23 protein-coding genes and 1 riboswitch are annotated in these 26,816 nt (G+C 38.2%); of the genes, 5 read left to right on the forward strand and 18 right to left on the reverse strand.

Annotated features, from left to right (window positions below; genetic code table 11):
- The first annotated feature begins 200 nt into the window (after window positions 1-200).
- Window positions 201-2,303, forward strand: a complete 2,103-nt coding sequence (locus FHY45_RS05640) for a 5'-nucleotidase C-terminal domain-containing protein (protein ID WP_257468929.1) — start codon at window positions 201-203, stop codon at window positions 2,301-2,303.
- Between the two features lie 209 nt (window positions 2,304-2,512).
- Window positions 2,513-2,809 carry a hypothetical protein gene (locus FHY45_RS05645; protein WP_139891124.1) on the forward strand — a complete coding sequence of 99 codons (297 nt, stop codon included), beginning with the start codon at window positions 2,513-2,515 and terminating at the stop codon, window positions 2,807-2,809.
- A 284-nt stretch (window positions 2,810-3,093) separates the two neighbouring features.
- On the opposite strand, the gene FHY45_RS05650 is transcribed toward FHY45_RS05645, so the two are convergent.
- From FHY45_RS05650 to FHY45_RS05660, 3 genes are all read right to left on the reverse strand, one after another.
- Entirely contained in the window at window positions 3,094-5,118 is a 2,025-nt protein-coding gene (locus FHY45_RS05650; RefSeq protein ID WP_257468930.1) for a penicillin-binding transpeptidase domain-containing protein, read from the reverse strand.
- 192 nt (window positions 5,119-5,310) lie between these two features.
- Window positions 5,311-5,973, reverse strand: coding sequence for an HAD family hydrolase (locus tag FHY45_RS05655; protein ID WP_139891125.1), 663 nt, complete (start codon window positions 5,971-5,973; stop codon window positions 5,311-5,313).
- 127 nt (window positions 5,974-6,100) lie between these two features.
- Window positions 6,101-6,382 (reverse strand): putative periplasmic lipoprotein, encoded by a 282-nt coding sequence (locus tag FHY45_RS05660; RefSeq protein WP_139891126.1) that lies wholly within the window; start codon window positions 6,380-6,382, stop codon window positions 6,101-6,103.
- Window positions 6,383-6,756: 374 nt separating this feature from the next.
- Here FHY45_RS05660 and safA point away from each other — a divergent pair, with 374 nt between their 5' ends.
- Window positions 6,757-7,359, forward strand: a complete 603-nt coding sequence (safA, locus tag FHY45_RS05665; RefSeq protein WP_139891127.1) for a SafA/ExsA family spore coat assembly protein — start codon at window positions 6,757-6,759, stop codon at window positions 7,357-7,359.
- 454 nt (window positions 7,360-7,813) lie between these two features.
- On the opposite strand, the gene pulA is transcribed toward safA, so the two are convergent.
- The 15 genes from pulA to FHY45_RS05740 all read right to left on the reverse strand — a co-directional run bounded on the left by pulA (window position 7,814) and on the right by FHY45_RS05740 (window position 25,366).
- Window positions 7,814-10,315 (reverse strand): type I pullulanase, encoded by a 2,502-nt coding sequence (gene pulA / locus FHY45_RS05670; RefSeq protein ID WP_373925460.1) that lies wholly within the window; start codon window positions 10,313-10,315, stop codon window positions 7,814-7,816.
- Between the two features lie 789 nt (window positions 10,316-11,104).
- Entirely contained in the window at window positions 11,105-12,133 is a 1,029-nt protein-coding gene (locus FHY45_RS05675) for a PTS sugar transporter subunit IIC (protein ID WP_373925450.1), read from the reverse strand.
- Window positions 12,134-12,653: 520 nt separating this feature from the next.
- Window positions 12,654-13,079, reverse strand: coding sequence for a hypothetical protein (locus tag FHY45_RS05680; RefSeq protein WP_139891130.1), 426 nt, complete (start codon window positions 13,077-13,079; stop codon window positions 12,654-12,656).
- 213 nt (window positions 13,080-13,292) lie between these two features.
- A complete protein-coding gene (locus tag FHY45_RS05685; protein WP_180349900.1) occupies window positions 13,293-14,009 on the reverse strand; it encodes a PepSY domain-containing protein in 717 nt (238 codons plus the stop codon).
- A 121-nt stretch (window positions 14,010-14,130) separates the two neighbouring features.
- On the reverse strand, window positions 14,131-14,703 hold the full coding sequence (locus FHY45_RS05690) for a PepSY domain-containing protein (RefSeq protein WP_139891132.1): 573 nt from the start codon (window positions 14,701-14,703) through the stop codon (window positions 14,131-14,133).
- Window positions 14,693-16,048 carry a sensor histidine kinase gene (locus tag FHY45_RS05695; protein ID WP_139891133.1) on the reverse strand — a complete coding sequence of 452 codons (1,356 nt, stop codon included), beginning with the start codon at window positions 16,046-16,048 and terminating at the stop codon, window positions 14,693-14,695. The genes FHY45_RS05690 and FHY45_RS05695 overlap by 11 nt, the downstream gene beginning before the upstream one ends.
- A 3-nt stretch (window positions 16,049-16,051) precedes the next feature.
- Window positions 16,052-16,735, reverse strand: coding sequence for a response regulator transcription factor (locus FHY45_RS05700; protein ID WP_139891549.1), 684 nt, complete (start codon window positions 16,733-16,735; stop codon window positions 16,052-16,054).
- Window positions 16,736-17,328: 593 nt separating this feature from the next.
- On the reverse strand, window positions 17,329-17,901 hold the full coding sequence (locus FHY45_RS05705) for an MBL fold metallo-hydrolase (RefSeq protein WP_180349902.1): 573 nt from the start codon (window positions 17,899-17,901) through the stop codon (window positions 17,329-17,331).
- A gap of 157 nt (window positions 17,902-18,058) precedes the next feature.
- A complete protein-coding gene (locus tag FHY45_RS05710) occupies window positions 18,059-18,586 on the reverse strand; it encodes a hypothetical protein (RefSeq protein ID WP_139891135.1) in 528 nt (175 codons plus the stop codon).
- Between the two features lie 129 nt (window positions 18,587-18,715).
- Entirely contained in the window at window positions 18,716-19,513 is a 798-nt protein-coding gene (locus FHY45_RS05715) for an ABC transporter ATP-binding protein (protein ID WP_139891136.1), read from the reverse strand.
- Window position 19,514: 1 nt separating this feature from the next.
- Window positions 19,515-20,546, reverse strand: a complete 1,032-nt coding sequence (locus FHY45_RS05720) for a FecCD family ABC transporter permease (RefSeq protein ID WP_180349903.1) — start codon at window positions 20,544-20,546, stop codon at window positions 19,515-19,517.
- Window position 20,547: 1 nt separating this feature from the next.
- Window positions 20,548-21,519 (reverse strand): ABC transporter substrate-binding protein, encoded by a 972-nt coding sequence (locus FHY45_RS05725; RefSeq protein WP_139891138.1) that lies wholly within the window; start codon window positions 21,517-21,519, stop codon window positions 20,548-20,550.
- A gap of 191 nt (window positions 21,520-21,710) precedes the next feature.
- Window positions 21,711-21,890: riboswitch (cobalamin riboswitch) on the reverse strand.
- Between the two features lie 144 nt (window positions 21,891-22,034).
- Entirely contained in the window at window positions 22,035-23,531 is a 1,497-nt protein-coding gene (locus tag FHY45_RS05730; protein ID WP_139891139.1) for an amidase, read from the reverse strand.
- A 94-nt stretch (window positions 23,532-23,625) separates the two neighbouring features.
- Window positions 23,626-24,693, reverse strand: a complete 1,068-nt coding sequence (locus FHY45_RS05735; RefSeq protein WP_066099816.1) for an undecaprenyldiphospho-muramoylpentapeptide beta-N-acetylglucosaminyltransferase — start codon at window positions 24,691-24,693, stop codon at window positions 23,626-23,628.
- A 130-nt stretch (window positions 24,694-24,823) separates the two neighbouring features.
- Entirely contained in the window at window positions 24,824-25,366 is a 543-nt protein-coding gene (locus FHY45_RS05740; protein WP_254654674.1) for a histidine phosphatase family protein, read from the reverse strand.
- Between the two features lie 261 nt (window positions 25,367-25,627).
- Here FHY45_RS05740 and FHY45_RS05745 point away from each other — a divergent pair, with 261 nt between their 5' ends.
- Both FHY45_RS05745 and FHY45_RS05750 read left to right on the forward strand, forming a co-directional pair.
- A complete protein-coding gene (locus FHY45_RS05745; protein ID WP_066099827.1) occupies window positions 25,628-25,894 on the forward strand; it encodes an acylphosphatase in 267 nt (88 codons plus the stop codon).
- Between the two features lie 145 nt (window positions 25,895-26,039).
- Complete coding sequence (locus FHY45_RS05750; protein WP_066099829.1) at window positions 26,040-26,816, forward strand: C40 family peptidase; 777 nt, start codon at window positions 26,040-26,042, stop codon at window positions 26,814-26,816.

Here is a 26,816-nt window from a genome sequence, read left to right on the forward strand (position 1 = left end):
AGGTTAATCAGATTTCTAAGGCTTAATTATTAAACAAAACATTACAGATACTAAATAAATATCTCTTAAAAGAATTGATTATTAATATATAGTTCAAATTTACCATTTATTTGAAAATTATGTCGATTGCCTCGAAAACTAATTTATAATCAGATATGAGGCCTATATCTTGGCCATATCAAACAAAAGGGGAGCGGTATATGAAGTTTCGATTGAAGTTTTCTCGTATGTTGGCCATTATGACAATGGTTGTTGCGCTTGCTGGAACATTGCTTGCGCCGGCAGTCGATGCAAAAACATCTGATCGCCAGAATGAAGCACGTTTTATTCAGGAACTGGGCGTTTCGTCCCAAAGTATGAAGAAACAGAAATCCATATCTAGAATTGATGCAGCTGCTCTGATGGCGCGTGCATTAAAACTCGATAGCCAAAAAGCTCCAAAGACAAGCTTTACGGATGTGCCAAAATCGTCCCAAAAAGCTGTAAACTCATTAGTCTATGCCGGTATTCTTGATGGGAAAAGCAAGAATAAATTTGGCAGCTATGAGCCCTTAACTCGTGGGGAGCTTGCTGTTTGGATTGCGAAGGCTTTCGATTTGAAAGGAAGCACAGTAACAAACTTCTCTGATGTACCTGCTAAACACGCTGAAAGAATCGGTTCTATCCTTCTATACGACATCGCTGAAGGTATTTCCGATACTGAATTTGGTTATAACCAAAAGGCTAGCTTATCCGAGCTTATTTCCATGCTGCAACTAGCCCTAAAAGCCCCAGATTATCAGTTGCGTGTTCTTCATGTGAACGATACACATGCTAATATTGAAAATACACCAAGACAAATAACCGCAATTAATGAACATCGCAATGGAAATACGAATAATCTTCTTCTCCATGCTGGTGATGTATTCTCTGGCACCCTTTATTTTAATGAATTTAAGGGACTAGCCGATCTTGAATTGATGAATCTTGCCGGATTCGATGCTTTTACCTTTGGTAACCATGAATTTGATCTTGGCACTGAGACCTTGCTGCCATTCGTTCAAAGCGCTGAGTTCCCATTTGTGAGTGCAAATGTTGACTTCAGCGATGATGCCCTCATGAAAAGACTTCAGAATAACACATATACTGCTAAACCACATGATGGAAAAATATACGACGGTATTATTAAAAATGTAAACGGTGAGAAAGTTGGTATTTTCGGCTTAACGACCGCTGAGACTACCAGTATCTCTAGTCCTGGTGATGTTAAATTCGAAGAATATATCAATTCAGCCAAAGCCTCCGTTAAAGCATTCAAGAAACAAGGAGTCGATAAAATCATCGCCCTTACCCATATTGGCTACAATGACGGCGGCGGTGACAATGACCTTGAGCTTGCTAATCAAGTCGAAGGCATTGATATTATTGTTGGCGGCCACTCTCATTCACAGCTGAATGAGCCAGTCGTTGTAGATAAATACAAAGAACCGACAGTTATCGTCCAAGCAAACGAGTATTCCAAATATCTTGGTGAGCTTGATGTGAGCTTTGATAAAAAAGGAAAAGTTATTGCCTATGATGGCGAACTGATTAGCATTGATGCTAAGAACACAGAAGGATCTTATATCTTTGCTGAAGACCCGGCAGCAGCTCAAATCCTAGCGAAGTATAAGCCTATTGTTGACGCAAAGAAAAAACAAGTTGTCGGAACAACAGCTGTCGATCTGATTGGTGGCAATCCTGCTGCAAGGACAGGCGAAACAAATCTTGGCAACTTGATTGCTGATGGAATGCTCGATAAGGCAAAAGCCATCAACCCAAATACTGTCATCGCCCTACAAAATGGCGGCGGTGTCCGGACAACCTTAAAGGCAGGACCAATCACTTTAGCTGACGTTATGACAGTCCTCCCCTTCAGCAATGCACTCGCAATCATGGAAATAAGCGGAGCGGAATTGAAAACAGCTCTTGAACATAGCGTTAGTGCTGCTCCAAGCGCTAGCGGCGGATACCTGCAGGTCGCAGGCATGCGGTTTATCTATGATAGCTCTAAACCTGCTGGCACACGCGTGCAATCAGTCGAAATAAACCAGAATGGCGAATATACATCACTCGTGGATACACAGAACTACTTCGCTGCTACGAACATCTTCACTGCCAAAGGCGGGGATGGCTATTCTGTCTTTGCTGATATTTATGCAGATGGACGCGTAAGCGAACCTGGCTTCGTTGATTGGGAAATTTTCTCCGATTACATCCAGTCCTTCCCTGAACAAACTGTTTCACCTAATGTTGAAGGCAGGATTATTGATTTAGCTAATTAAGATAAAGCTATTCGAGATAAAGAATATTAAAGGCATCAGTTTAAGACTTATGCCTTTTTTCAATGAATTTTACATTAATTTTGTTAACCTGAAATAAGTTTGCTGAAGGGACATGCCTTTTTACTCATTCCATAAATAGCCATTTTAACTTTATAATGAGATAGGATGTTCAATATATTAAATTTATCAAGAGATAGGGTGCGGTGATTATGGATTATATTAATTATACTGAGATTATCTTGAGGTACGCTCTCCTGGCAGTTTCCTTTTTTTGCGTTTATGCAGTAACCAGGCAAGGAAGTAAAAGCGAGCGTTATGCAGCCTTCTTAATCTACCTAGCTACCTTTGGCTATTATACGTTCTTAATAATTGCTGAAATGATTACCCCCTCTGAAGATGCGAACATTGGATTAGGCTTTTCTATATTGCTAATGGGTTTTGTGAGCATCGCAGGCATCATCTTAGCAGGCATCATCTACCTGGTGAGGAGAATTAAATCCCGTTAATCGATTTACATCACTTATTTTTTCAGATTACTAGTTTATCTATTTAAGGTGCACTCAGCAGAAGATAGTAAATAACTAAAAAGTATTGATGAAAAAATAAAAAGAACTATTAACTTGGATCATGCAAAAATAAAACCTGTATAAGAAGCCTGAAAAAAGAAGCTCCCACCCTTACTTGAAAGATACCCCCGGATAGTGGCACTTTTTTATCAGTGTCCGCTATCCAGAGTATCGTTCATGTTCTGAATGGAAGCTTCTTTTCTATTTTTTGTTTACCTTTTTAATTAATCAATTTCAGAGGAATCCCAATCCAGGAATGTCTTTTGAACAATGGATTGAACATTTTTACCTCCGCCATTATTTTGTACATCTTCTATTAACAGTGCCATGACAGCCTTCGGATTTTTTTGATCATAGGCTACGAATAACCCATTTTCAATACCTTCTTCTCCTTGTGTGCTTTTCAGCTCAGCTGTACCTGTCTTACCTGCTAATTGCAGTTTAGGTGTGTTTGCAGCCTTTCCTGTGCCGCTTGTAACAACCTTCCTCAAGTCAGTTTTCAATGTTTTAGCCTGTTCAGCAGTAATAAAAGAATCGTGCCAAACGGCAGTTTCAGTATCAAGGTAAAGACGAGGCTTCATCAATTTTCCATCATTGACAATTGTACCGTAAATACTGGATAAATGAACCGCACTCATTAATACTTCTCCTTGACCATAGCCAGTATCAGCTAATAATTTACTGCTCTCCAATTTGCCGCTATTTGAATATTGTGATGCGCGGACTGGATATTCTAGCGGGAATTTTTCTTCGCCAATCCCTAATTCCTTAAATCCAGTAATCAAATCAGTCTCACCAATCGAAAGAGCTGTCTGTGCGAAATAAATATTATCTGAGATTTGTAAGGCAGTTTGAAGATTAACAGGTTTTCCTGGATCGCTTACTCTTGTAATAGAGGCATTTCCCCATTCTTTCCCTTTAGACCATTTTAAGCCTTTAATATTCAGCTGTTTTTCTGGGTCAAGCTTCCCCGTTTTTAAACCCATTGCTGCAATAATCGGCTTGATCGTTGAACCAGGTGAATAAGCGGCCGCAAATCGATTTAATAATGGCAGTTTTTTATCATTTTCCAGCTGACTATACTTCTCTGAGCTAATTCCCAGTACAAAGTCGTTTGGATTAAACGACGGAGAACTTACAAGCGCCAATACATCTCCTGTATTTGGATGTACCGCAGCAAATGTCCCCGCAGCTCCCTTCATATTTTGAAATGCTTGTTTTTGTAATTCACCATCCAATACTAACCTAAAGCTTTCCCCATCCTCTGCTTCTGTTTCAGCAATGACTATAGGGTCATCTTCGCGGTTAATATAAATCGTATTGCCATCTTTCGGGCGCAGTTTATCCTCTAATAATTGCTCAAGCCCTCTTTTGCCAATTATACTGTCATTTGAATAGCCCTTATCTTTATTTTTCTCTAGCTCTTCAGCAGTAATAGTACCTACATATCCTGTCAAATGGGCTGCACTTTCACCATATGGATATTCCCGAATCTCTTTTTCTTGGAAACTGACACCATTAATAACTTTTAATTTTTCAATCAGCTCTGTTTGGTTATTTTGGATTGTTTTAATTGGCACAAAATAACCTGGCTGAACCCAGCTTTGATTAAGCTGTTTATCAATATAGTCATTGCTAAGATTCAATAATTTTGTTAACTCTGCTTTTTTGGATTCATCAAACTTCTCTGGTGTTATACCTACAGTTTGAGCAATTCCATTTATCGCAAGCCCATTTCCATTACGATCAAGGATTTCGCCCCTTTTACCAGTTGTCGTTTTAATCCCAATCTTATCGTCTGGCTGAAGTTCAGGGAAAATATAAGTTGTATCCCAGTCTACATACCAATTATCTTCCTTATCCTTCGTTTCAAGCTTCATGGTTACTTCTTTTTCAAATTCAATCGGTCCTGCAAGGGAATTCATTTTTACTTGAATGGGAAGTGTTATACTTTTTTGATCCCTCTTCAGCTCTTTCTCATCCTTGAATTCGCTTTTAACTGATAAATCGGAAATCTCCAGGTCCTTATAGACCTTTTGATATCGATCGACATATTGTTCTTTTTTAAACTTGTCTTTGGCTGAGTCTGCTACATAGTTCGAATACATCTTATCAAATTTCTGATCGTTCCACAGGTTTATGTATTCCTTCAATCGCTCTTCTGGACTGACAGTTTCATTACAACCAGCCAAGATAAGAACCATTAATAACATTCCTATACTTCCCCATATGGTTTTTTTAACCTTCAACGTGAGAGCCCCCTTTCACATACAAGACTATTATACTAAACTAATCAATGATTTTCACAATGTTTCATCTTCAAAATAAAGCTTATAAACAATTTTACTAAAGCGAATAGACAAAAAAACCTTTTAAGTTTAACTACAAAGAGTTAATTTAAAAGGAATTAATTAGAATAAACTATTTATTTTTTGTGTATTTTAATTGAAGTTATGCTTATATTTTTTTATCAATTTAATAAAATCAGGAAGAGTCTTACAAATATGAGTAGGCTTTGTTCCATACAAGCTCGTTTGAACTGTGCTAAACCATTGAGCTGCGATGGTCGTTACGTGCGCTGAAGCTCCTGCAGCGATATCAGCCTGGCTATCTCCAACAACGATGACCTCAGATGGATCATTATGGAGTAAAAATAGTGATTTCTGTATCCCTTCAGGATCGGGTTTAGGTGCTTTAACTTCATCGCCAGAAATGGTCACATCGAAATAGTCGTATAGATTCAACAACTCTAGTGAGAGTGTTAATGATCTTCTGCTTTTTCCAGTAACAATTCCCAGATTTATATCCATGTCCTTTAAAACATCCAGCATTTCCTGAATTTCTGTTAAGTATTCAAACTCACGATTATGCCCTTTTTCATATAAATCATAAAAATCTTCTATGGCATGCTCCACCTTTTCCTTATTACGTAAATGATTTCTTATAATAACATCCTCAATGGGACCAAATAATTGAATAATCTCTTCATCAGTTAAACTTCTTTGATCATATTTATTAAACACATACCTAAAAGCTTCAAAACTAACAGGTAAAGTATCGGCAATAGTTCCATCAAAATCAAACAGAACGGTCTGGAGACTCACCGTGCCACTTCCTCTCTGTATTAGCCCTATCAATAGTTTATTACCCTTTTTGTAAGAAGGTTAATACAGAACTAAAATAAAGTTTTACTCCCACCGAATGAAAGCGCTTTAAATTTAAATAAAAAAATTATTTATCATATTCATAGGCTTTGTAAATCTCAGTTGCTTCTTCCACAGATATCTGAAATGAATCACTTGCCATTTTCATAAGCCGATCATCATAGACTGCCGGATTATAATTAGGAGCTGTACTGAGATGAGCTTTTGCTTTCTTAATATATGTATGTACGGCTTTTTGTCCAACAGAACTCTCAATTTCCACTTTTTCGTTTACCTTTATTGAACTTTCGCTAGCACTGCACCCTGTAAATAATAATGTTACACCTAATGTGATTAACATCTTTTTCATTATATGGACCCCCCTTCCATTTGCCTATTTCTAGTATAAAAGACTTATAGAAGGAACGTATATACTGTTTTTGAATTTGTCATATTTCATTATTTTCTAAATCAATATTCAACACATCTCTTAACCCCTATCTTCGCAGCAAAAAAGCCCCAAGCTTGGATGTTTATACTCTTAACATTAATAATCGGTTATTAAAAAATCAGCTCTCCCTCTAATAGTTATATCGCCAATTCTATCATTTACCAAATTTGTATAAATCCCTTTCTAGAGGGGTTCAAATGGCAATATTAGTAGATTCCTGATATTGACAACCAATTCTCTTCCATTCTTTTATATAATCGAACCCGTAATAAAAAATTTTAAGGAGAGGAAAGATGAAGAAAAAAATCACATCAGTTATACTCACAACCACTTTACTGCTACCTACAGCCACCGCTTTTGCAGACTATCAATATACGGTTGTCTCCGGTGATACTTTATGGAAGATTGCTGTTAAAACAGAGACAGGAATCAGCGAAATTATTGCAGCCAATTCTCAAATTTCAAATATAAACTTGATTTATCCTGGTCAAAAGATCAATATTCCTACTCAAGACGATGTTAAATCCTATGAGCAAGAAGTTATCAGACTCGTCAATGTTGAAAGAGCAAAACAAGGTTTGCAGGAATTAAAATATGATTGGGAGCTTGCTAGAGTAGCTAGATACAAATCAGAAGATATGAGAGATAATAATTATTTTAGTCACACTAGTCCTGTATATGGTTCACCATTCGACATGATGAAAAACTTTGGTATCAGCTATAAATCTGCTGGTGAAAACATCGCAAAAGGTCAAACAACACCTGAACAAGTTGTAAAGGCGTGGATGAATAGCACAGGCCACAGAGCAAATATTTTAAGCTCGAAGTTTACTCATATTGGTGTAGGTTATGCGAAATCTGGTCACATTTGGACTCAGCAATTTATATCTAAGTAAAAAGAAAGCCTATTTTGGCTTTCTTTTTTCGTTTTCTAAACCTTCCTTTACTTGTCTTAGGGGATAAACTGGCGGGAGAGGTGGGTTTGATACCCGGGGCATAGGTGTTGCATAGGTGTTCGATAGCTGCTTTCCTTCACCTTTGACACACCTTTGCTCCGCCTTTGACCGGGGATACCCGGGGCATAGGTACTGTATAGGTGTTTGATAGCTGCTTTCCTTCACCTTTGACACACCTTTGCTCTGCCTTTGACCGTGGATACCCGGGGCATAGGTACTGTATAGGTGTTTGATAGCTGCTTTCCTTCACCTTTGATACACCTTTGCTCCGCCTTTGACCGGGGATACCCGGGGCATAGGTTGGTTATTGAAGCCTTAGCTAATTCGTTTTATAAAAAACAAACAGCCCTGTCATTATGATGACAGGGCTGTTTGGCCTTGGATAAACTATGCATCAGCGCTTCTTTTTATATTTTTTTCCCTTTTCTTGAAGCACAACAGTACTTAATGCAGGAATGGTCACCTTTTCCCCTTTCAGTTTATATATGGGTTTCGAGGAAGCCTCATTTGCATTTACGAGTACATTCCATACAGCGTTTCGTGGAAGTACAACTTCAACATCATTTGTGTTGGCATTATGTGCTACAAAATAGCTCCCATTTTGCTTTCCTCTTGATGGTTCAGTAATCGTATAGGCAATCGTATTTACCGGTGCATTTAAAAAGCGAATACTATCCTTTATTGCGCTGGCCTCCGTCATTCTGAATACTGGATGGTTTTTACGAAGTTCTATCAAACCCGACATATATTTCACTTCATTCACAAATTCTGCATTCCGTTTCCAATCTAATTGATTAATTTCATCTGGGGATTTATAGCTATTATGATCTCCATACTTAGTTCGCATAAATTCCTGTCCGGCGTGAATAAATGGGATCCCCTGTGAAGTTAAAATGATAGACGAGGCCAGTTTATGTCTTTGTTTTTTCTCTTCATAACTTGCATTTGGATTCGTCAATTCCAACTTGTCCCAAAGGGTGTGATTATCATGTGCTTCTACATAAGTGATGACCTGTTCCGGATCACGGTATGTCGCCTGGTTATTATCATAATCAAGACCGGCCATAATGCCTTTTTTGATCCGATCTTCCATATTCAATTTTCCATTTACGAATCCATTATCCTGCTCTTCAAATACGCTGCCCTTCAGTCCATCTCGAATGTCATCATTGAAATGAGCAATGCCAGGCATTTTTTCAGCATTTTTCTGATTTGCCTTTATGTCAGCCGCAAGCGGAGTATTTAAATCCCAACCTTCCCCATGGATAATAAATGATGGGTCAATACGCTTCAAAGCCTTCCTTACATCATTCATTGTCTCAACATCATGGATTCCCATTAAATCAAATCGAAATCCGTCCAGTTTATATTCCTTCGCCCAATAGCTTGAGGAGTCGACGATGAATTTACGCATCATTCTTCGCTCGGAGGCAGTATCATTGCCGACACCGGTACCATTTGCCAATGTACCATCCTCATTGTAGCGGTAGTAATAGCCAGGAACCAACTTTTGAAAGTTTGACTCTGCAGCATCATACATATGGTTGTAGACAACATCCATTACTACACGTAGGTCCTCCTTATGGAGCGTTTGGATCATTTGCTTCAGTTCTTTTATTCTCACTTTAGGTTCATAGGGATTGGTAGAATATGACCCTTCAGGTACATTGTAGTTTTGTGGGTCATACCCCCAGTTATACTGTGGCTCGTCAAGCTTTGTTTCATCTACTGTTTTATAATCATAGATTGGCAAAAATTGAACATGAGTTACTCCCAATGATTGTATATGATCAAGACCGGTTGGAAGCCCATTTGGTCCCTTTGTACCTTTCTCCGTAACGCCTAAATATTTCCCCTTTTGCTTAATTCCGCTTTCTGACTGGATGGACAAGTCGCGTACATGCAATTCATAAATAATTGAACTCTCTGGATTCGCTAACTTTGGTTTCTTATGTTTATTCCAGCCATTCGGATTTGTTTTCGATAAATCTATCACGGCTCCTTTTTGACCATTGACTGACGCTGCCCTTACATATGGATCAACAGCCTCTGTCCATTTCCCACCTATATTCACTTTATATGTGTAAAAGAGACCATCCTGATTTCCTTTTAATTTAGCCGTCCATGTCCCCTTTTTATCCGACTTCATCGTAATTTCCTTGCCCTTAGGATCATTCCAATTTTCATAAAGAACGAGCTTTGCCTCTTGAGCTGTTGGAGCCCACAAACGGAAGTTGGTCGAAAAACGTGAGTAGGTGTTCCCAAGATCATTGCCACCATAATAATACTGGCGATCAAACTCCTCTGTCCGCACCACTTCTCCTATCTCAACAGCCCGCTCTCCATAGCCCTCAATTCTCACGGCATAGCTTCCACGCACATCAAGCTTCTTGTTTGTTTTTATCGTAAACTTATTTGTTACTGAGCTATTCCCTTCCTCAGGGATAATTGCTTGAATGGGTGCATTTTCAAGCTCAATCACTGTTCTGTTTATATCAAGTGGATTATTTGTCGTGACAGTGATTTCTGTAAAGCTGTCCATCGCTGCCTTTTTGATGCTCGGCTCACTGTTTGGTTCTGAATAGTACACTTCATCATCTCCTGAAATAATCCACACCTCCGCCTTTCCATCCTTTATTCCTTCAATCCAACGGTCGCCTCCATCTTTTTCCCATGAATCAGTACGAATAATAAAGCCAACCCGCTCATGAAGTCCCTCCAGTGTAAATCTCGCAACCTTTCCAAATGCATCTTCTTCCTCAAACTGTTCGACATGACCTTCTCCATTTTCAGGCCATACCCATAGATTCCAATCCTTTGCATCATCATTTCCCTGATAATGGATGACAATCTCCGTTTTTCCATCTTCTGCTTTTGCACTTAGCTGAGGGAGCATTGTCAATAACAAGCAAAATGTGCCTAGCAACGCGATAATTCTATTCTTTCTCACAGACATCTTCCTCCTCCTTCATTCTTCTCTTAGTAGGCAAACGATTGCATAAATTCATATATGTAATCGTTTTCATAATTACACCCTTCCATTCTAGTAAACTAACTTTCTGAAGAACAGTTTACGTTTTCCTATTTTTAGAAGAATATGATTAAGAAATATGGACTTTATGCCTATACCTTTATATAAATTAAACGAAAGAGGATCATCAGAGTTGAATCATTCTTCCTTACCAAACAAATCCAGCAACTCTTGAATACGTCCCCTTTCGTAGAAAAAACATTCAAATATAATTAACTATATGTGTCTGCTACTATATTGCTGAATTCTCTTTCACAATGGAGGTGATTTCCATCCAAACAATAATCTGATTATTGATTACGAAGTCATAATACCCCCAAAAGAATAATCGCGATATATTGTAGGCATATTCTTAAACTCATGGCCCGCCTGAAACATTCTTTGGACTTAAGTAAACTGAAGTACTTTATATTTTAAATCAACAAGCAACTAAGCTGTCATTCTGCACACGAAAAAAGATGATTCCTGCATCATACAGAAATCATCTACTCACTTCGCATTTTTTATATGTTCATTACAAATGAAGATATAATAACTTTCTCTATGGATTGTTTAGGTTCATTTTTAGCATATTTTTCAAAATAGATTCTCTTCTTCGTTGGATTTACACAAACCCTATCTGAGTCAATATTTCAAAAGAGACAAAGCAGACAACTATTGAACTTCAAGATGAAGATCACCTGCTTTAACCTTTCCAGCCATTTTTAGAAGACGGTGAATCGAAAGAGCAATCATAACAGGAAGCACCATCCCTATTCCTACATAAATGAGGAATATGCCTATCCCTTGATTAGCTAAGATGTTTATCGGTGCAATCAACGAGCTTAGCCCCATACCCCCTAATTCATACGGTACTTTAAAATCAAAGACCATCGTAGCTATTGGCGCAGCAATTGCGGCAGCTGTAAACGCAGGTATAATATAGATTGGGTTTTTTATCAAATTAGGAAACTGTACCTTTGGTGTCACGATTGATTGGGCAAGGAAGCCACCTAAATCATTATCTTTATAGCTCATTGCTGTAAAGGCTACAAATTGTACTGTACAGCCAATCAAAGCTGCTGCACTTGATACTGGATCCAACTGCAGAGCAATCGCAAGCGCAGCTGATGAAGCTGGAGTCATTAATAAAAGACTAAATACCAAGGATAGGACAATCGATCCAATTAAAGGAGAGCCTTCTACAGAGGCTGTTATTTGTGCACTTATCCATGTTAGTAAAGGTGTTGTCACCGCCGCTAATCCAACTCCTGAAACCCCGCCAATAAAAATAGCTGTAATTGGAATTGCCATAATGTCCAATTTCGTTTTACCAACCATCCTCTTGCCTATATATGTAGCGATGAGTGCAGCCAATACAGCCGATATGGGTTGTCCAGTAACGATCGTAAAAGCACCTTCTGCTGTTTTTTGAATAGCTGCTCCACCAACTGACGCACATGCCATTGCACTAAATTGTACTAATGAGTTACCTCCAAGCTGATAGGCAATCCCTGCACCAAGAGCAGGCGCGAGCAAAACCTTTGCCGCTCCTCCAATAGTAAGGAACATTTGCCAATCAAAATAACCCCCAATTGATTCAAATAATAGACCGATTCCCAATGTTACTAAAACGGCATTTGCGATTCCCGTTGACGCCTTATACATTCGATTAACTATATATTCTTTTCTCTTCATCCCCATCGCCCCTTAGTAGTTAATTAAATATTCTGAAAAATAAAGGTATTATGTTTTCTTTTCTATGCATCCTTCCTTTATTGGAGATATTAGTATTTAGATATATTAACACACCTAAAATAAAAATAGCAAAATATTTTGAAAATTTAATATAAATTAATAATTTGAACTTCAAAATAATTCCATAACGTTTTTATCAACTGAATTTCCATATTCATATTATATTTTTAACTTACAGTAATAGTTGGTTTCTGGCATTTTCCTTTTTTCACTCTCCACTTTCCACAGCCAATAATTCTATTTTTAAATATAATCTAATTACACATTTTGATTTACGAATACTTATTAATTATTTTAGTCGTAAAGTAACATAAAAACGGGCAAATACACAAAACTTGTTCTACCTCATAACCAGTGCGAAGTATATGAATGATTTTGAGTATCTCTGTTTATAATAGCTGCTGCGTATAATCTTTTTGGTCCAAAAAAAGGATTTCCGCACTTTTACGGAAATCCTCGCTCTTCTTTATAATGATAATGTTAACTTGATTGTCCCATCATTCATCTCATACGATTTAATTTTTCCAACAGGTATCTTTTTGACGATATCCCAGGAATTAAAATCCATTTTAACCGTCTGATTTGTAGAATCTGAAAATGGCGGACTGTTAAAAATTTTAATTTCATCTTTATTCATATCAGTAGGCTTCAAACTCTCAATTTCAAAAATAATCATTCTTTTTTCCATATGAATAGGTTTCAGACTTATCATATATGAAACATTTTTATCTGTTGTACCGCGAATGTTCAGGTGGCCTGTTGTAATTTCTACTTTTATTTCTTTTTGACCAGACTGTCTTTTTATGAGCTGTTCTAACATTACTGGCTTAATAGGGACGGTGACTCCATTTTTACTTATTTCGTTAAATTTCTGTTTAAATTTATCCAGCACGGTGGCAACACTCCTATTGTATTTAGTTACCGGTTTAATTAACTCCAATTTTTCTTCTACTTGTTTCTTTAAATATAATTTGATCGTAACATGGGTAGAATGAAATTCCCTACTAATGTGTCCTCTTTCCACTCATAAAAAAGCACGATTCCTTCTTTAATTATGAAAGAATCGTGCTTTTCTTTTTATCGAATCATAAAGGATTTTTCCTGATTAGTCCTCCATATCTTGATTGACTTCAATGATTTTTCCTGTATATGCATCTACTTCAACATCATATTCTACGTTTCCGTCTTTGAATTCCAGTTCATAAGTCTTAGTTTGATCATCATTATCGTTGTCTAATTCAACTTTTGTTACTGTTCCTTTAGCGACAGTTGAAGCAATTTTAATGGCCTCTGCTTTTGTGATGATTGCTTTTTGGGTCTTAGCTGCATTCGGTTTAGCTGTTCGAGTATTAGCTGCATTTGTTTGGTTTGATGTTACAGCTTCGTTCTGCTTAGTTGAGCTTGGTTTTGCAGCAGCTGGTTGAGATGAAAATGCCTTTACATCATCATCGTCGTCTTGCTCTTTAGATACTGACTGATTGTTTTGTACTGGTTTCGTGCTGGCTGAATTTTCTTTTTCAGCTAGTTCGCTCTCCGTAATGGTTGCCTTACCAGTCTTTGCATCAACATCAATATTTACTTCTTTATTATTGCTTTGGATTTCAAACTCGTAATGCGGGTGCTGATAATCTTGATCAAAATCAACCTCCGTAATCGTTCCGTTGAATTTTTTTAATGCAATTTCCTTAGCTTCTTTTTCTGTGATTAGTTTTGTACTTTCTGTAGTCTGTGTCGCAGCGGATCCGTTTGTCGTAGAATGTGCGATGAAAAATCCTCCTATTACAGCTGCTGAAATTGTTAACATTATCCCTAATTTTTTCATGATGAACTCTCCTTTATTCTTTAACTTACTTGTATTGTATAGTGGCAACATTAAACGTAAATTAGAGAAAAATTAGAGTTTCATGAGAAAGAAATGAAAACATTAGAAAATGATGAGAATACTAATCATCATACGTGATTGTTAAAATTTCACCAGTTAGTGCATGTATTTGAAGGGTTGCCTCGTCCTCAGCGGTTTCAATGTCCACATTATAATAGCCACCCTCATTCGTACCTACAAACTCAATCTCGTCCACTTCACCATTAAATTTCGAACGAGCAATTTCAATCACCTGTTGTTCGGTTAACGGCTTTACCGCTTCAGGTTCTTCAATTGTTGGTTTTTCCTCTGTCTTTTCCTCTTCTGCTGGTGCCACTTCCTCTGGAATTTCTTCCTTAGGTGGTTCTTCTTTTATCATACCTTCTTTAATCAGCGAAATATTACTGAACGTCCCTTCCGTTTCATCAACTGACACTTCATATAGGAAGTCATTTTTTGAAAAAGTTACTTCATATTGATCTTTTATTTTCGTAACGGACTGGACTTGGCCGTTAAATAGAGACTCTACCCGATTTTTTATCTCCGCTTCTCCAAAAATTGTCTTCGTCAAAATCTGGTTATAGGCATAAAGCGATAAGCTAATGATCCCTATCAAAAGGAGAACTGGCAATATCCAAGTACAGTTAATTTTCATATGCGGGCTCCTCCTTAGGCAGTGTTACGGTAAAAGCTGTTCCCATGCCAACCTCACTTGTTACGGTAATCGTTCCCTGAAGTAATTCAACAAGATCCTTTGCAATCGCAAGACCAAGACCTGTTCCCCCTGTTTGGCGATTACGGTCCTTTGCCACTCGATAAAAACGGTCAAAGAGATGAGGGATATCTTCCTCAGTGATCCCTACGCCATAATCCTGGATTGTAATGGTCACGTTTTGGCCATTTTTTATGAATACATCAATCTTGTCCTCACTATATTTGCGGGCATTATCAAGTAAGATAAAGATAATCTGTTTCAGCTTTGATACATCCGTCGCTAACGTAAAATCTTCTGCATGTAGATTAATGTCCCTTTTATAAGCTTGTCGAAAGCTGATCACGGTATCTGAGAAAAGCTCCCTCGACGAAATGGTCTCCCACTTGATCTGTAATGTTTCATTCGCTTTAGCCAGCTCAAGCATTTGTTCCATCATCGCTTTCATTTGGGCTGTTTGATTCGTGATTGCCTCTAATGCCTCGTGATTGATGTCTTCATTTTCAAAACCTCTTCTCTGGAGAAGCTTTGCATATGATTCAATTATCGTGAGCGGTGTTTTCAGTTCATGTGAAGCATTTCCGACAAATTGCTGCTGCTTTGCATAGCTGTCCTCTAACTTATCCATGAGTGAATTATACGTATAAGTCATCTCAGCAATTTCATCTTTTTTATTTGCGGGTGTTTCTAGTTTCTCATACCTCGACTGTGAAATGTTTCGACGCATCGTGCTAGTCAGCCTTTGAATTGGGATAGCAATCAAGCGAACAAGCAGCTGGCTTGCTAAGTGAATCGGGATGATCGCCAGCAAGGTGATTAAGATCAAGATCCATTTTAAGATAGCCATATTTTCAGACACTTCACCCAAAGGCTGGACAAAATGCACGTTGACAAGTGAATAATCCGGCCAGACCATCGGATAGCGGATGGCCATTATCAGTACACCTTCCCACTCAGAGATGGTGTATCTGTCATTTTCATTTATCTCATAATTCATTTTATCTGTTGTAGAAGTAGCCTGCAGGCGTAAAAAGGCATGATCATTCGAATCGGTTATATGGATCATCCCATTCTGCGGAATATAGGAACGTAATAAAGTATCAATATTATCTGCACTGTCTAATTCACTGATTGCAGCCAGCATTTCATCTCCATATCCTTTTAGCCGCTCGTACTCTGTATCATAGGCTAAATACTTATAGAAATAATAAATGCCGATAAAGCTCAGACAAAAAAAGAAAAGAGTAAGGACAGTTGATAACAAATTAATCTTTGTTTGTAATTTCACATCCTATTCCTCCTTCATAACATAGCCAACGCTCCGTACCGTTTGAATCACCTGATTCCCAAGCTTTTGACGAAGGTAGCGGACATAGACATCCACGACATTTGTATCTCCATAATAATCAAACCCCCATACAGCATCTAAAATTTGCTCTCTCGTTTGGACAATGCGTGCATTCCGAATAAAATGGACAAGTAAATCAAATTCACGCGGGGTCAGTTCAATCACCTTTCCATCTTTCAGCACATCATGGCTATCTAAATTCACTTGAATTGGGCCAAAACTGAATTGATTTAATGGAGGGGTAACAGTTGGAAGGGAAGCTGGACTAAATCGTAAATTCACCCGTATCCTGGCCAGCAGCTCCTCAAATTCAAATGGTTTTGTCACATAATCATTGGCTCCCAAATTTAATCCAGCAACCTTGTCTTTCACTTCATTTTTAGCTGTTAATAAAATAATAGGTGTGCATGATCCTGAGTTCCTTATCTGTTGCAATACTTCCATGCCGTTTAGCTCTGGCAGCATAAGATCAAGCAAAACAAGATCATAACTCCCTTCCTTGAATTTATCCAATCCTTCCCGGCCGGTATGGGCAATATCCGATTCGAACTTTTCAAACTGCAATTCTAGTTGCAGAAGTCTGGCCAGCTGTGGTTCATCTTCTATAATTAAGATTCGTTGCTTCATCATTCAATCACGTCCTGTAGTTAAGTATTTCGCTAAATCTATCGTATTATCAGATATATGTACTCATCAACTAGAAAAAAATTCATCCCTGAAAGTTACTCTCCTATAGATACATTCTCGTGATTGTTGGAGGAAAATTAAAATGATGTACACAAAGAGCTAAAGTTCAATCCGTTTAGAGCATTAAAAAGACCGTCATTCAACGGCCCCATGGTTAAAATAGTTCCCTCAAAATGATGGCTCTGCTTAGTTTATTTATTTCCACTAATGATATAAAAGAAATTGAAAATGCCGAAGAAGAATAAATCAATTTATCCAACGCTAACTTGAATAGCGTATATTTGTTTTTAAAAGAAGGAGTTATTTGAAAGCAATATGCTGGTAATGGGGAATCTGAATTCCAAAAATAAGAACAATGCTGTAGAGAAAGAAGTCAAATGTTATTCAATTGATAAAAATACTTTTGATATAGAGAAAGATGAACTTATAAGATGAACTTATATTGTAAAGTAACTGCTTTTCAAATAATTTTATAAAAGTTGAATTAACAGGGAACTCCTTAACACTAGAGTTCCCTTGTTTTGAGTTGAAAATCAACATGATTTATAAAAATAAAACATGCCATCTCTATCTTCTTTTCGAACAAAACCAATTGATTGCAGGTATTCCAAATTAGTAATGGTCTGCATAAATCCTGATAGAGTACGTGCGCAACTCGGATCCCGTCCATATATTTGCTTGGATATATCGAAGGCGCTTTTCCCTTCATAATCAACTTTTTCATAAATCTGCATCCATCTTTTCCGGTAGTGGTTCTTTAAATCCCGGATTCTTCCTGAGGGATTTTCGATCATTTCCTTATGACCGGTCAGCATATAACGTACTGAACATTGTTCAATTTTCCAGATGGCTTGCATATAATCCCTCAATGGATTTTCACCTGCCTGCTGGATAAGAACAATCGGATTGATGACGTTTAGTAAGTGGTCCCCGACAAAAAGAATACCCTGATCCTCATCAAGAAAACAAAAATGGTCCGGAGAGTGCCCAGGTGTCCAGATTGCCTTATAAGGCACATCTCCTATATTTATATAGTCGTCTTCCGAAAAAATCCGGTCTGGCTCGAATTGGTACTTTTCATATAAATAATACCCTGCATCCTGCACAATTTCGGGTCCTCCATACACCTTGAATAAAGCCGGGACCGGGCTAGCAGTTCATTTTGCACTCCGTTTTTGTTTTCTAGGCTATACCTGTTTCCCATCCACTAATCATGAACTCTGTTGCTTCATTTTATCCATAACAAAAGAAGGATGATCATTTTTAATTCTTTTTTACGGCATATGATTTACTGACAAAAGGAATTTCCTGTATCCCATTCACCTGATTGACGTAAACAGCCATTACAAAACAAACATTAGCGAGCAATCCTAGGAAATCAAATAAGATGTCTGGCACTTCTCGCTCTTCACTAACTTTATGCAGGGCACGATAGGATTTCTTGGCCTCATTGCGTACGACATGAAGTGCGCATGCGGCGTTGCTTCCTTGCGGTAAGACGAATTGTTTTACATTTTCCCCTGTTTTCTCAACATAAAAATCATATCTATCACTCAACCACTGTAAATCTGCTTCAGTTATCGCCAATTTTCCGCGCACAGAACCGTTCACATGATAGCATAGCGCTTGAACCATACGAAGGTCATCAATGACTGCTTGCTCCTTCTCAGTCAATAATGGGAATACAGCCCCAATCCTTGTTGTTAAACTATCAGTGCGAATTTCATAATCAACTAAACAAGTTTTTTCTTTCATGAATGGATAACTGGAGTAGCGCCAGTCTTTTTTCAAGGTTCATTCCTCCTTATTTAAAACATGGAATTTCGTATGAAATGGTGACCCTCCGCGATGCCGTTTACTTTATTCACATAGAAGGCCATCGCTCATGTATGTATAGAAATATAACGAAATCCTTACTCCTCATGCCTCCCCTTTTATATCTATGGCATAAGGAATCATCTGCCTTTTCCCAAAATAGGAATCATTATAGGTATACGTGTGGGTTTGAAAAACACGCATTAAATTATGATCTGTAATGACTTGTTCCGGTTCCCCTGCTGCAATGAGTTCTCCATTTCCCATAAGCATGAGTCGATCACAATAGCGAGTGGCTAAATTAATATCATGGATTGCCGCGAAGACAGCCTTTCCCTCTTTTACAAGCTCCCGGATGACCTCGGCAATTTGGACCTGATGATAAATATCCAGATCTGAAGTTGGCTCATCCAACAAAATAACCTCAGAATTCTGAGTGATGGCTTTAGCTAAGAAAACAAGCTGACGTTCTCCTCCTGAAAGGGATGTGATATAACGGTCTCTTAAATGATAAATTCCTGTTTGTTTCATCGCTTTCTCTGCCAATTGATTATCATCTTTTTGTGAGAATTGCCATTTCTTCCGATGCGGATGCCTTCCCATAAGTACTACCTGACTCACTGTAAATTCATAGTCAAGGACCGTGCTTTGTGGCATGTAGGTGATTGCTTTGGCCACTTCAAGAGTAGTCATCTCAGAGAGAGCATGATTCTTAAAGGCTATTGACCCTGCAGGTGGCTTTAGCAATCCTGCCATTAAGCGCAGTAAAGTAGATTTTCCGGTACCGTTCGGACCAATCAAGCAGGTAAATTGGTTAGTTTCCAAAGAGATATCCATTGCTTTTAAAATCACCTGTTTGCCACGGCTAAAGCTGAGTTTCTCCGCATTCAAAATAGCTGTCATCTCAGATTTCCCCCTTCTTTTTATTTATTAAAATTAAATAAAGGAAAAACGGAGCGCCAAAAAAAGCTGTAATAATACCGATTTGAATCTCAGCAGGCCTAATGGCCAAACGGGATATTAAGTCAGCAAGAATCAAGAAACTCGCTCCCCCTAAGACACTAGCCAGTAGTAAATTTCGATGCGAGGGCCCAATGATCATACGGATCATATGAGGGACAATCAGACCAACAAAACCGATGGCTCCCGTTAATGAGACACTCATTCCAGTTACTAATGAAGCAGTAATTAACAATAGATTACGGGTGCGCTGAACGGAAATCCCCATATTCTGGGCCTGCTCTTCACCCAGCAGAAAGATATCTAAGTCGTTGGCATGGTACAAAAAGACACAAATCGAAAATAAAACAGGAACAGTTAATATTTGTACATGACTCCAATCACGCCCGTTTAAGTTCCCCATCATCCATTGGACAATCTGCTGCATCACTCCTGCATTCGAAAAAGAGATTAGCAGAGAGGTACAGGCTGATAAAAAAGAACTAATCGCAATACCCGTCAGCAGCAATGTCAGTACTGAGGTCCTTCCTTGATTGGTCGCAATCATATAAATTGCAAACAAAGTCAATGCAGCCAGGATAAAGCCCATTAATGGGACGAAAAGAGAATGGATCGCGGCCAAACCAAAATAGATGGCCAGTACACCTCCGAATGCTCCACCTGATGAAACACCAATTATGCCGGGGTCAGCCATCGGGTTGCGAAACACACTTTGCATCACGACTCCCGATATTGCCAAGGCTGCCCCGACTAATCCAGCCACAACAACCCGCCCCAGGCGAATCTGCACAAGGATTGTTTCATACATTGGGTTATAGTCAAACTCTATAAATGGAAGCAGTGAGAGTAATACTTTCACAGTTTCCGTAAATGGAACGATGACCCCGCCATACATGGTTGCTAAAAGTAACGATACGAGCAAGGAACAAATCAGGATTCCAAAAATAAGAACCTGTTTAGACTGTTTACAAACCATATTATTCTCCATATAAAACTTGATAAATATCTTCTGCTCCCTCAATCACAAAATGGGAAGCCGTTGTTAAATTTGCGCTATCTATCACATGCACTTCATTATTCTTAAAGGCTTTAAGATTTTTAAGTGCCGGATCCTTTTTCCATTCCTCGACGAATGTTGCTTTTGAGCCATCATACTGCCAATCACTTGTAATAATCACATCTGGATTTAACTCAACTAATTTTTCCTTTGAAAGATTCGGATAATCAGGATACTCTTCACCGGTAATGCCCGCTTCTGTAATGGCATTTATCCCGCCTGCTAAGGTGATGATTTCTCCTATTGTAGTATTCTCAGTAACTGAAGAATTTTGCTGTGTCCAGTAAACCACTCGTTTTTTATCTGTTTGTGCTTTTGCTTTCGTTTGTAAATCTGACATCCTCTTTTTGACATCAGCTATGATTTCTTCTGCTTTATCTTCCTCGCCAACAATGGTACCAACCTCCATTAGACCATCCAATACACCTGATATAGAGGAATCATCTTTAAGTTGGTAGGTGGTGATGTCTGCTGCATCAATTTGTTTAAGAACCTCAGGATCTACATAGGAAGGAATCAGCACTAAATCAGGCTGAAGTGACAGCACCAATTCAGATGTGACTGATTCAATTTTTGTATCAATTCCATCTGTTAGATCTGCTACATTCGAAATCCCTGAGTCTGTAGACATTTTCGTAACCGCTGCAATCCGTTCCTCTTCTGCCAATGGCAATAAATATTCATCAATGGCCAACGTTGTTGAAACAATCCTTGAAGGTTTTTCTTTTATTGTTACCTTTTCTCCACGACCATCTGTCAGTGTTTTCGGATACTCGCTAGTTTCCTGGTTTGTTTCATTTTTCTGGTTGTTTACTGTCTCATCATTTCCGCATGCAAACAATGCAAAAACGGATAAGAACACCAAAAGTGATAAGCTTGCAATCTTTTTCATCTCACTATTCTCCCTTTTCCAAAATTTATTATATTTAGCGAATTCACGCTGAAATATTAAACATAAAAAAGCCTGTCTTCCCGGTTAAGGAAAACAGGCTTGATTCATGCACAGACAAAAAAACGCTGTCAAAATCAGCGCAAAGACACAATCATCTCTACGTTCGCCATCCCTTTTCCCACCGAAAAGTAAGCAATACACATTCATAAGCAGGTTTCCTGACTCTGAGCTTCACTTTACTCTCACACCTTCCCTCATTTAAAGGTGGTCACGTGATTTCATCAGCTCTTACAGTAGCGGGGGCTGTTCCAGATTTACACTGGATTCCCTTTTACCTCACAATAGTGAGCACTTATGATTGTTTTAAATTTTCGTATTATTAATATATCATGTTGAAAATGTAAACGGAAGATATTTTCGATATATAGGAATTCTCATAAATATAAACAAGTGAAATGACTGTTTTAATTGACCAACTGAATTACACGCATCTTCTAGTCGATCTATCACTTTTATCACCATCCAATATATGGATTCCCTTTCTGTCCAACCCATATATCGGATTGCTCTAACAACGCTCCTATTTTAAGAAGCCAATCTTCCCTTCCCTTTGGAGCCATCAATTGCACTCCAAGGGGTAAGCCAGAATCTGTCATATGAACAGGCAAGCTAATCGCAGGCTGTCCGATGATGTTCGCCAACTGTGTAAAAGGCGTATACGTTAAACTTGGTTTAAACATTTCATAGACCATTGCTAACTGATCAGAGGGTTTTAGTTCATTTACTTTCAATAACTGCAAGCTCTGTTCATCCGTATGCGTCAATTCGCCCACCTTTGGAGCTGAGAAAGCTGTTGCCGGCGTCAAATACAAATCATAATCCTCATTGAACCTGGCCATTTGTGCAGCTGCCGTATCCCATTCAGCTAAACTGCGTGTAAATTGAACAGCTGATACATTCTGCCCGGCAGTTCTGAGTACCCATGTGACTATCTCTATATCATTAACGGTAATCGGCCGTCCAATGGCTTCCTCAATGGACAGTATATCTGCTGCCATTTCTCCGCTATTCATAATATAGTAATTTTCCATAAGGCGGATTCCATCTACCCCATTATCACATTCTTCAACGGTGAACCCTGCCTGTTCCAGCCATTTGACTGTCTTATGTACCGCTTCTACAGCTTCTTCACTAACGGGTGTTCCCACCGGAGACTTTGTGGAAAAAGCAATTTTAAACCTTTCTTTCAATGGATTCGAAAGCTCCTTCAAATAGCTCCCATTATATAAAGGTACCTGAAAGGCAGTATCCGGCTGAATGATTTGCAAGGCATCCAGCATAGCTGCACTATCACGAACCGTTTTGGTTAAGGCAAAATCTACCGCAGCTCCATGCCATTGGCGGCCCACACCTGGACCAACGGGTGTCCTTCCCCTTGTTGGCTTCAAGCCTACTAATCCAGTGAATGATGCCGGTATACGAATAGAGCCGCCGCCATCACTGGCACCGCTAATTGGGACCATACCTGAAGTTATACTGGCTGATGCTCCGCCGCTTGATCCACCCGATGAATGCTGCAGGTTCCATGGATTACGTGTCGCTCCATATACAGCTGGCTCAGTAATATTTTTCAGACCAAACTCCGGAGAACTCGTCTGTCCAATAATGACAAATCCTGCCTCACGAATTTTTTTCACAAAATTAGAATCCCGTTTAGCAATCCGATTTACATGTAATTTTGAACCCGCTGTAATCGGTTCGCCTTTAATAGATTGTGATAAGTCTTTTAATAAGATAGGTACTCCTGCAAAAGGTCCGTATATAGATTCAAACTTTCCAGTTTCCATCATTGCCTTTTCGAATCTAGTTCGAACAACTGCATTTGTTTTAGGATTTAGTTCATTTATTTGTTCAAATGCGTCCTCTATTAATTCTATTGCGGATACTTGTTTTTCCTTTACAAGCTTCGCTAACCCAAGTCCATCATATTGGGTATAACATTTAAGATTCATTGCTCCGACACTCCTACTTTTTGGCTACAAATCCTGTTTAGTGTTCTGTTTTAATGCTTTTTTCGTATATAGAATAATACTTATCATTTCAACATTAAATTTTATAGGTATCAATCAATTCATACAAGCGTTCCAGTCCATCTTCTTCCTCAAAATTGTTCATTTTATCGATAATCATCTGTTTGTTTTTAAATATAGTTTCTACCTTATCAGCTAACGTGTTTAACGAAAGCTCATCCTCTTCAATAACATAGGCAAAACCCTGCTTTTTAAATGATTCAGCATTCATGATTTGATCGCCTCTGCTGGCTTTCCTTGATAACGGGATTAAGACCATTGGAATTTTTAAACTTAAAAATTCAAAAATAGAATTTGAACCGGCCCTTGAAACAGCCACAGCTGTCATAGCCAATATATCTGCCAAGCCTTGGTTAATATATTCAAACTGAGCATATCCATCACGATGTAGGGTGGAATCTACCTTTCCTTTTCCGCATAAATGAATGACATTAAAGGTTTTGAGCAATCGATCCAAGTCCTTACGCACAGCCTTATTCACTGCTTCAGAACCCTGACTGCCTCCCATGATCAATAATCCAGGTTTCCTTGTATTAAATTGGCATATTTTCATTCCAATCGATGGGTCACCCTGACGCAGTTCATCTCTTACGATGGGCCCTAAGAAAAAAGACTTTTCTGCAGGAATATGATTTTTAGCCTCCGGAAAGGTATAACAAATTTTTTGAACAAAAGGCAATGATAGCTTATTGGCCAACCCTGGTGTAATGTCTGACTCATGCGAAATGATCGGTACTTTTCTACTCGCCGCAGCAAGAATGACAGGAACGGAAACAAAGCCACCTTTTGAAAAGATTATGGACGGCTGTAACCGCTTAATAATCTTTCTTGATTGCATAAAGCCTTTCAAAATATTAAAAGGGTCTTTTACATTTTTTATATCCATATATCTGCGAAGTTTACCTGTGGATATTGGAAAATAAGTGACACGATCAAACTCCTTTATCAAAGAGACTTCAATTCCCTCTTTAGATCCTATATAGTAAATCTCCCAATCCCTTTCAATCAAATAGGGAATGAGCGCCAAATTGACAGCAACATGCCCAGTTGATCCCCCACCTGTTAAAATGATTCTTTTTTTCATTTTATAAACCTCCGACAAATTTAAACGAGTCATGGAAAGTAACCATTAATATGTATGCTAAGACATGAAATCTAAATTTTATTCTCTCCTATTCACCTTGCTAATCAAAAACGGAGATGTCATCAGTGACTTACTTCCACACCCTTGTGATATTGCTTTGATCCTCATCTATCTTTAAACAATACACATCCGGATTAGTCAGACCCAACCAAGTTTCGTAACCAAAGGATTCATCCAGATGATTTAGGATTAAAGTCAGTAAGTTACCATGTGTTACGATTAATATATTGAGATTCTCGCTATCCAATGCCTCCTTTATTACAGTAAAACCTCTTTTAGCAGCCTCATTGCTGGATTCTCCTCCGGCTAATTTAACATCACGTTCCAAAAACGATTGGTATAATCTATTTTTCCAATCAGGTAAATCATGTCCAGATAAGATCCGTTCCTTTAAACGATCATCATATTCGAGCTGTATATTCTTTTCTTCAGCAATTGCTTCAGAAGACTCAATTGCCCTTTTATATGGACTGCAGACTATACGCTCTATTGAAATAGAGTTAAAAAAATCAGCTAGTTCCCTCGCCTGTATTTTCCCTTTTTCTGTTAAATCACATTCAGAACCCTGTCCGGTAGCCTCACAATGTCGAACTAAATATATGTATTTCAACACGACACTCTCCTACTCCCTATAAATTTTATTTACTATATTCTACCATATAAGGAATTCCATTAGAGCTTTGGTTAGTACGTCATCCTATTGTTGATAGTTAAATAAAAAATAAGTACCATTAAAATATAGAAATATGAATTCTTAAAACAAGTAGTGCTGAAGCACCTAGTCTTGTACACTCATGTAAATTCTAAATATTTGAGATGCTTGGGATTAAAGATATTGGGATTCTATCTATATATCAGAATAGGAGGATAAATAATGAAGCAATATCACATAATTGTCTCTGGGATTGTTCAAGGTGTAGGATTTCGCTATTTTACTCTGCTTACAGCAAAAGATTATGATATACATGGGTGGGTGCGTAATTTAGTAAATGGTGATGTAGAAATTGTTGCACAAGGAACAGAAGAAGCATTGGATCATTTTCTTGGCAAAATTAGAATAGGCCCAAAATATAGTCGAATAAACCATGTAGAGGTTAACACTCAGGTCGCTACTGAATATAAAAATTTTACAATTAAGTAAACTTATCCAAAACACAGAAAACTCACTTTTATTACAATAAACTTTCTGTTTTGTTACATTTAGGAAACATACCTAGTAATTTTTTGTCGAATCTACTACACTAGGCTAGTACTTTAAAATTTTACTAAGTTTAGTGGGGGTCAACATGAAGAATAAAGTTTTATCTATTACTGCTACCGCTGTCCTGGCGTCTTCTATTTTTGCTGGTGCTGCTTCTGCTGCTACCGTCACAGTTTCTAAAGGTGATTCTTTATGGAAATTAGCAGTTAAATATAATACTACTGTGTCTGCAATCAAAAAGGAAAACAACCTAACGTCTGATACTATTTACATAGGTCAAACACTTAATATTGGTGAAAATACGACTGCAAGCACTTCTACAAAGAAATATACAGTAAAATCCGGTGATTCTTTATGGAAAATTGCAAATACCTATAATACAACTGTTGCAAACTTAAAATCTTGGAATAATTTAAAAAGCGACACCATTTATGTTGGACAAGTATTGGTTGTAAGCAAATCAACTACTTCAACTGGTACCACTTCAGGCAGTACGGTTACAAAATCAGAAGCTGAGCGCATGGTTGCTACGGCAAAAAGTTTAATTGGCACTCCTTATAAATGGGGTGGAACAACACCATCAGGATTCGATTGCAGCGGGTTCATTTACTATATCGTTAAACAAGAACGCCCAAGCTTTACACGTACTAACACAGCAACTTACTTCTCTACTATGAAGAAAGTAAACACACCTTCTGTAGGTGACTTTGTATTCTTTGAAACATATACTTCCGGTGCTTCTCATATGGGAATCTATGTTGGAAACAATAAATTCATCCACGCTGGCTCCAGCGGTGTTGTACAGGCTGATATGACATCATCCTATTGGAAACCAAAATACTTAGGTGCAAGAAGCCTATAA

This window comes from Bacillus sp. D386 (assembly GCF_006346415.1).

Excerpts from the sequence above, each read along its gene's own strand:
- FHY45_RS05675 (WP_373925450.1), bottom strand. The coding sequence starts at position 12,133 with ATGGGGATGAAGAGAAAAGAATATATAGTTAATCGAATGTATAAGGCG.
- FHY45_RS05745 (WP_066099827.1), top strand. The coding sequence starts at position 25,628 with ATGAAGCAATATCACATAATTGTCTCTGGGATTGTTCAAGGTGTAGGA.
- FHY45_RS05640 (WP_257468929.1), top strand. The coding sequence starts at position 201 with ATGAAGTTTCGATTGAAGTTTTCTCGTATGTTGGCCATTATGACAATG.
- FHY45_RS05645 (WP_139891124.1), top strand. The coding sequence starts at position 2,513 with ATGGATTATATTAATTATACTGAGATTATCTTGAGGTACGCTCTCCTG.
- safA (WP_139891127.1), top strand. The coding sequence starts at position 6,757 with ATGAAGAAAAAAATCACATCAGTTATACTCACAACCACTTTACTGCTA.
- FHY45_RS05660 (WP_139891126.1), bottom strand. The coding sequence starts at position 6,382 with ATGAAAAAGATGTTAATCACATTAGGTGTAACATTATTATTTACAGGG.
- FHY45_RS05735 (WP_066099816.1), bottom strand. The coding sequence starts at position 24,693 with ATGAAAAAAAGAATCATTTTAACAGGTGGGGGATCAACTGGGCATGTT.
- FHY45_RS05715 (WP_139891136.1), bottom strand. The coding sequence starts at position 19,513 with ATGACAGCTATTTTGAATGCGGAGAAACTCAGCTTTAGCCGTGGCAAA.
- FHY45_RS05750 (WP_066099829.1), top strand. The coding sequence starts at position 26,040 with ATGAAGAATAAAGTTTTATCTATTACTGCTACCGCTGTCCTGGCGTCT.
- FHY45_RS05700 (WP_139891549.1), bottom strand. The coding sequence starts at position 16,735 with ATGAAGCAACGAATCTTAATTATAGAAGATGAACCACAGCTGGCCAGA.
- FHY45_RS05725 (WP_139891138.1), bottom strand. The coding sequence starts at position 21,519 with ATGAAAAAGATTGCAAGCTTATCACTTTTGGTGTTCTTATCCGTTTTT.
- FHY45_RS05685 (WP_180349900.1), bottom strand. The coding sequence starts at position 14,009 with ATGAAAAAATTAGGGATAATGTTAACAATTTCAGCAGCTGTAATAGGA.
- pulA (WP_373925460.1), bottom strand. The coding sequence starts at position 10,315 with ATGCTCCCTCAGCTAAGTGCAAAAGCAGAAGATGGAAAAACGGAGATT.
- FHY45_RS05730 (WP_139891139.1), bottom strand. The coding sequence starts at position 23,531 with ATGAATCTTAAATGTTATACCCAATATGATGGACTTGGGTTAGCGAAG.
- FHY45_RS05690 (WP_139891132.1), bottom strand. The coding sequence starts at position 14,703 with ATGAAAATTAACTGTACTTGGATATTGCCAGTTCTCCTTTTGATAGGG.
- FHY45_RS05720 (WP_180349903.1), bottom strand. The coding sequence starts at position 20,546 with ATGGTTTGTAAACAGTCTAAACAGGTTCTTATTTTTGGAATCCTGATT.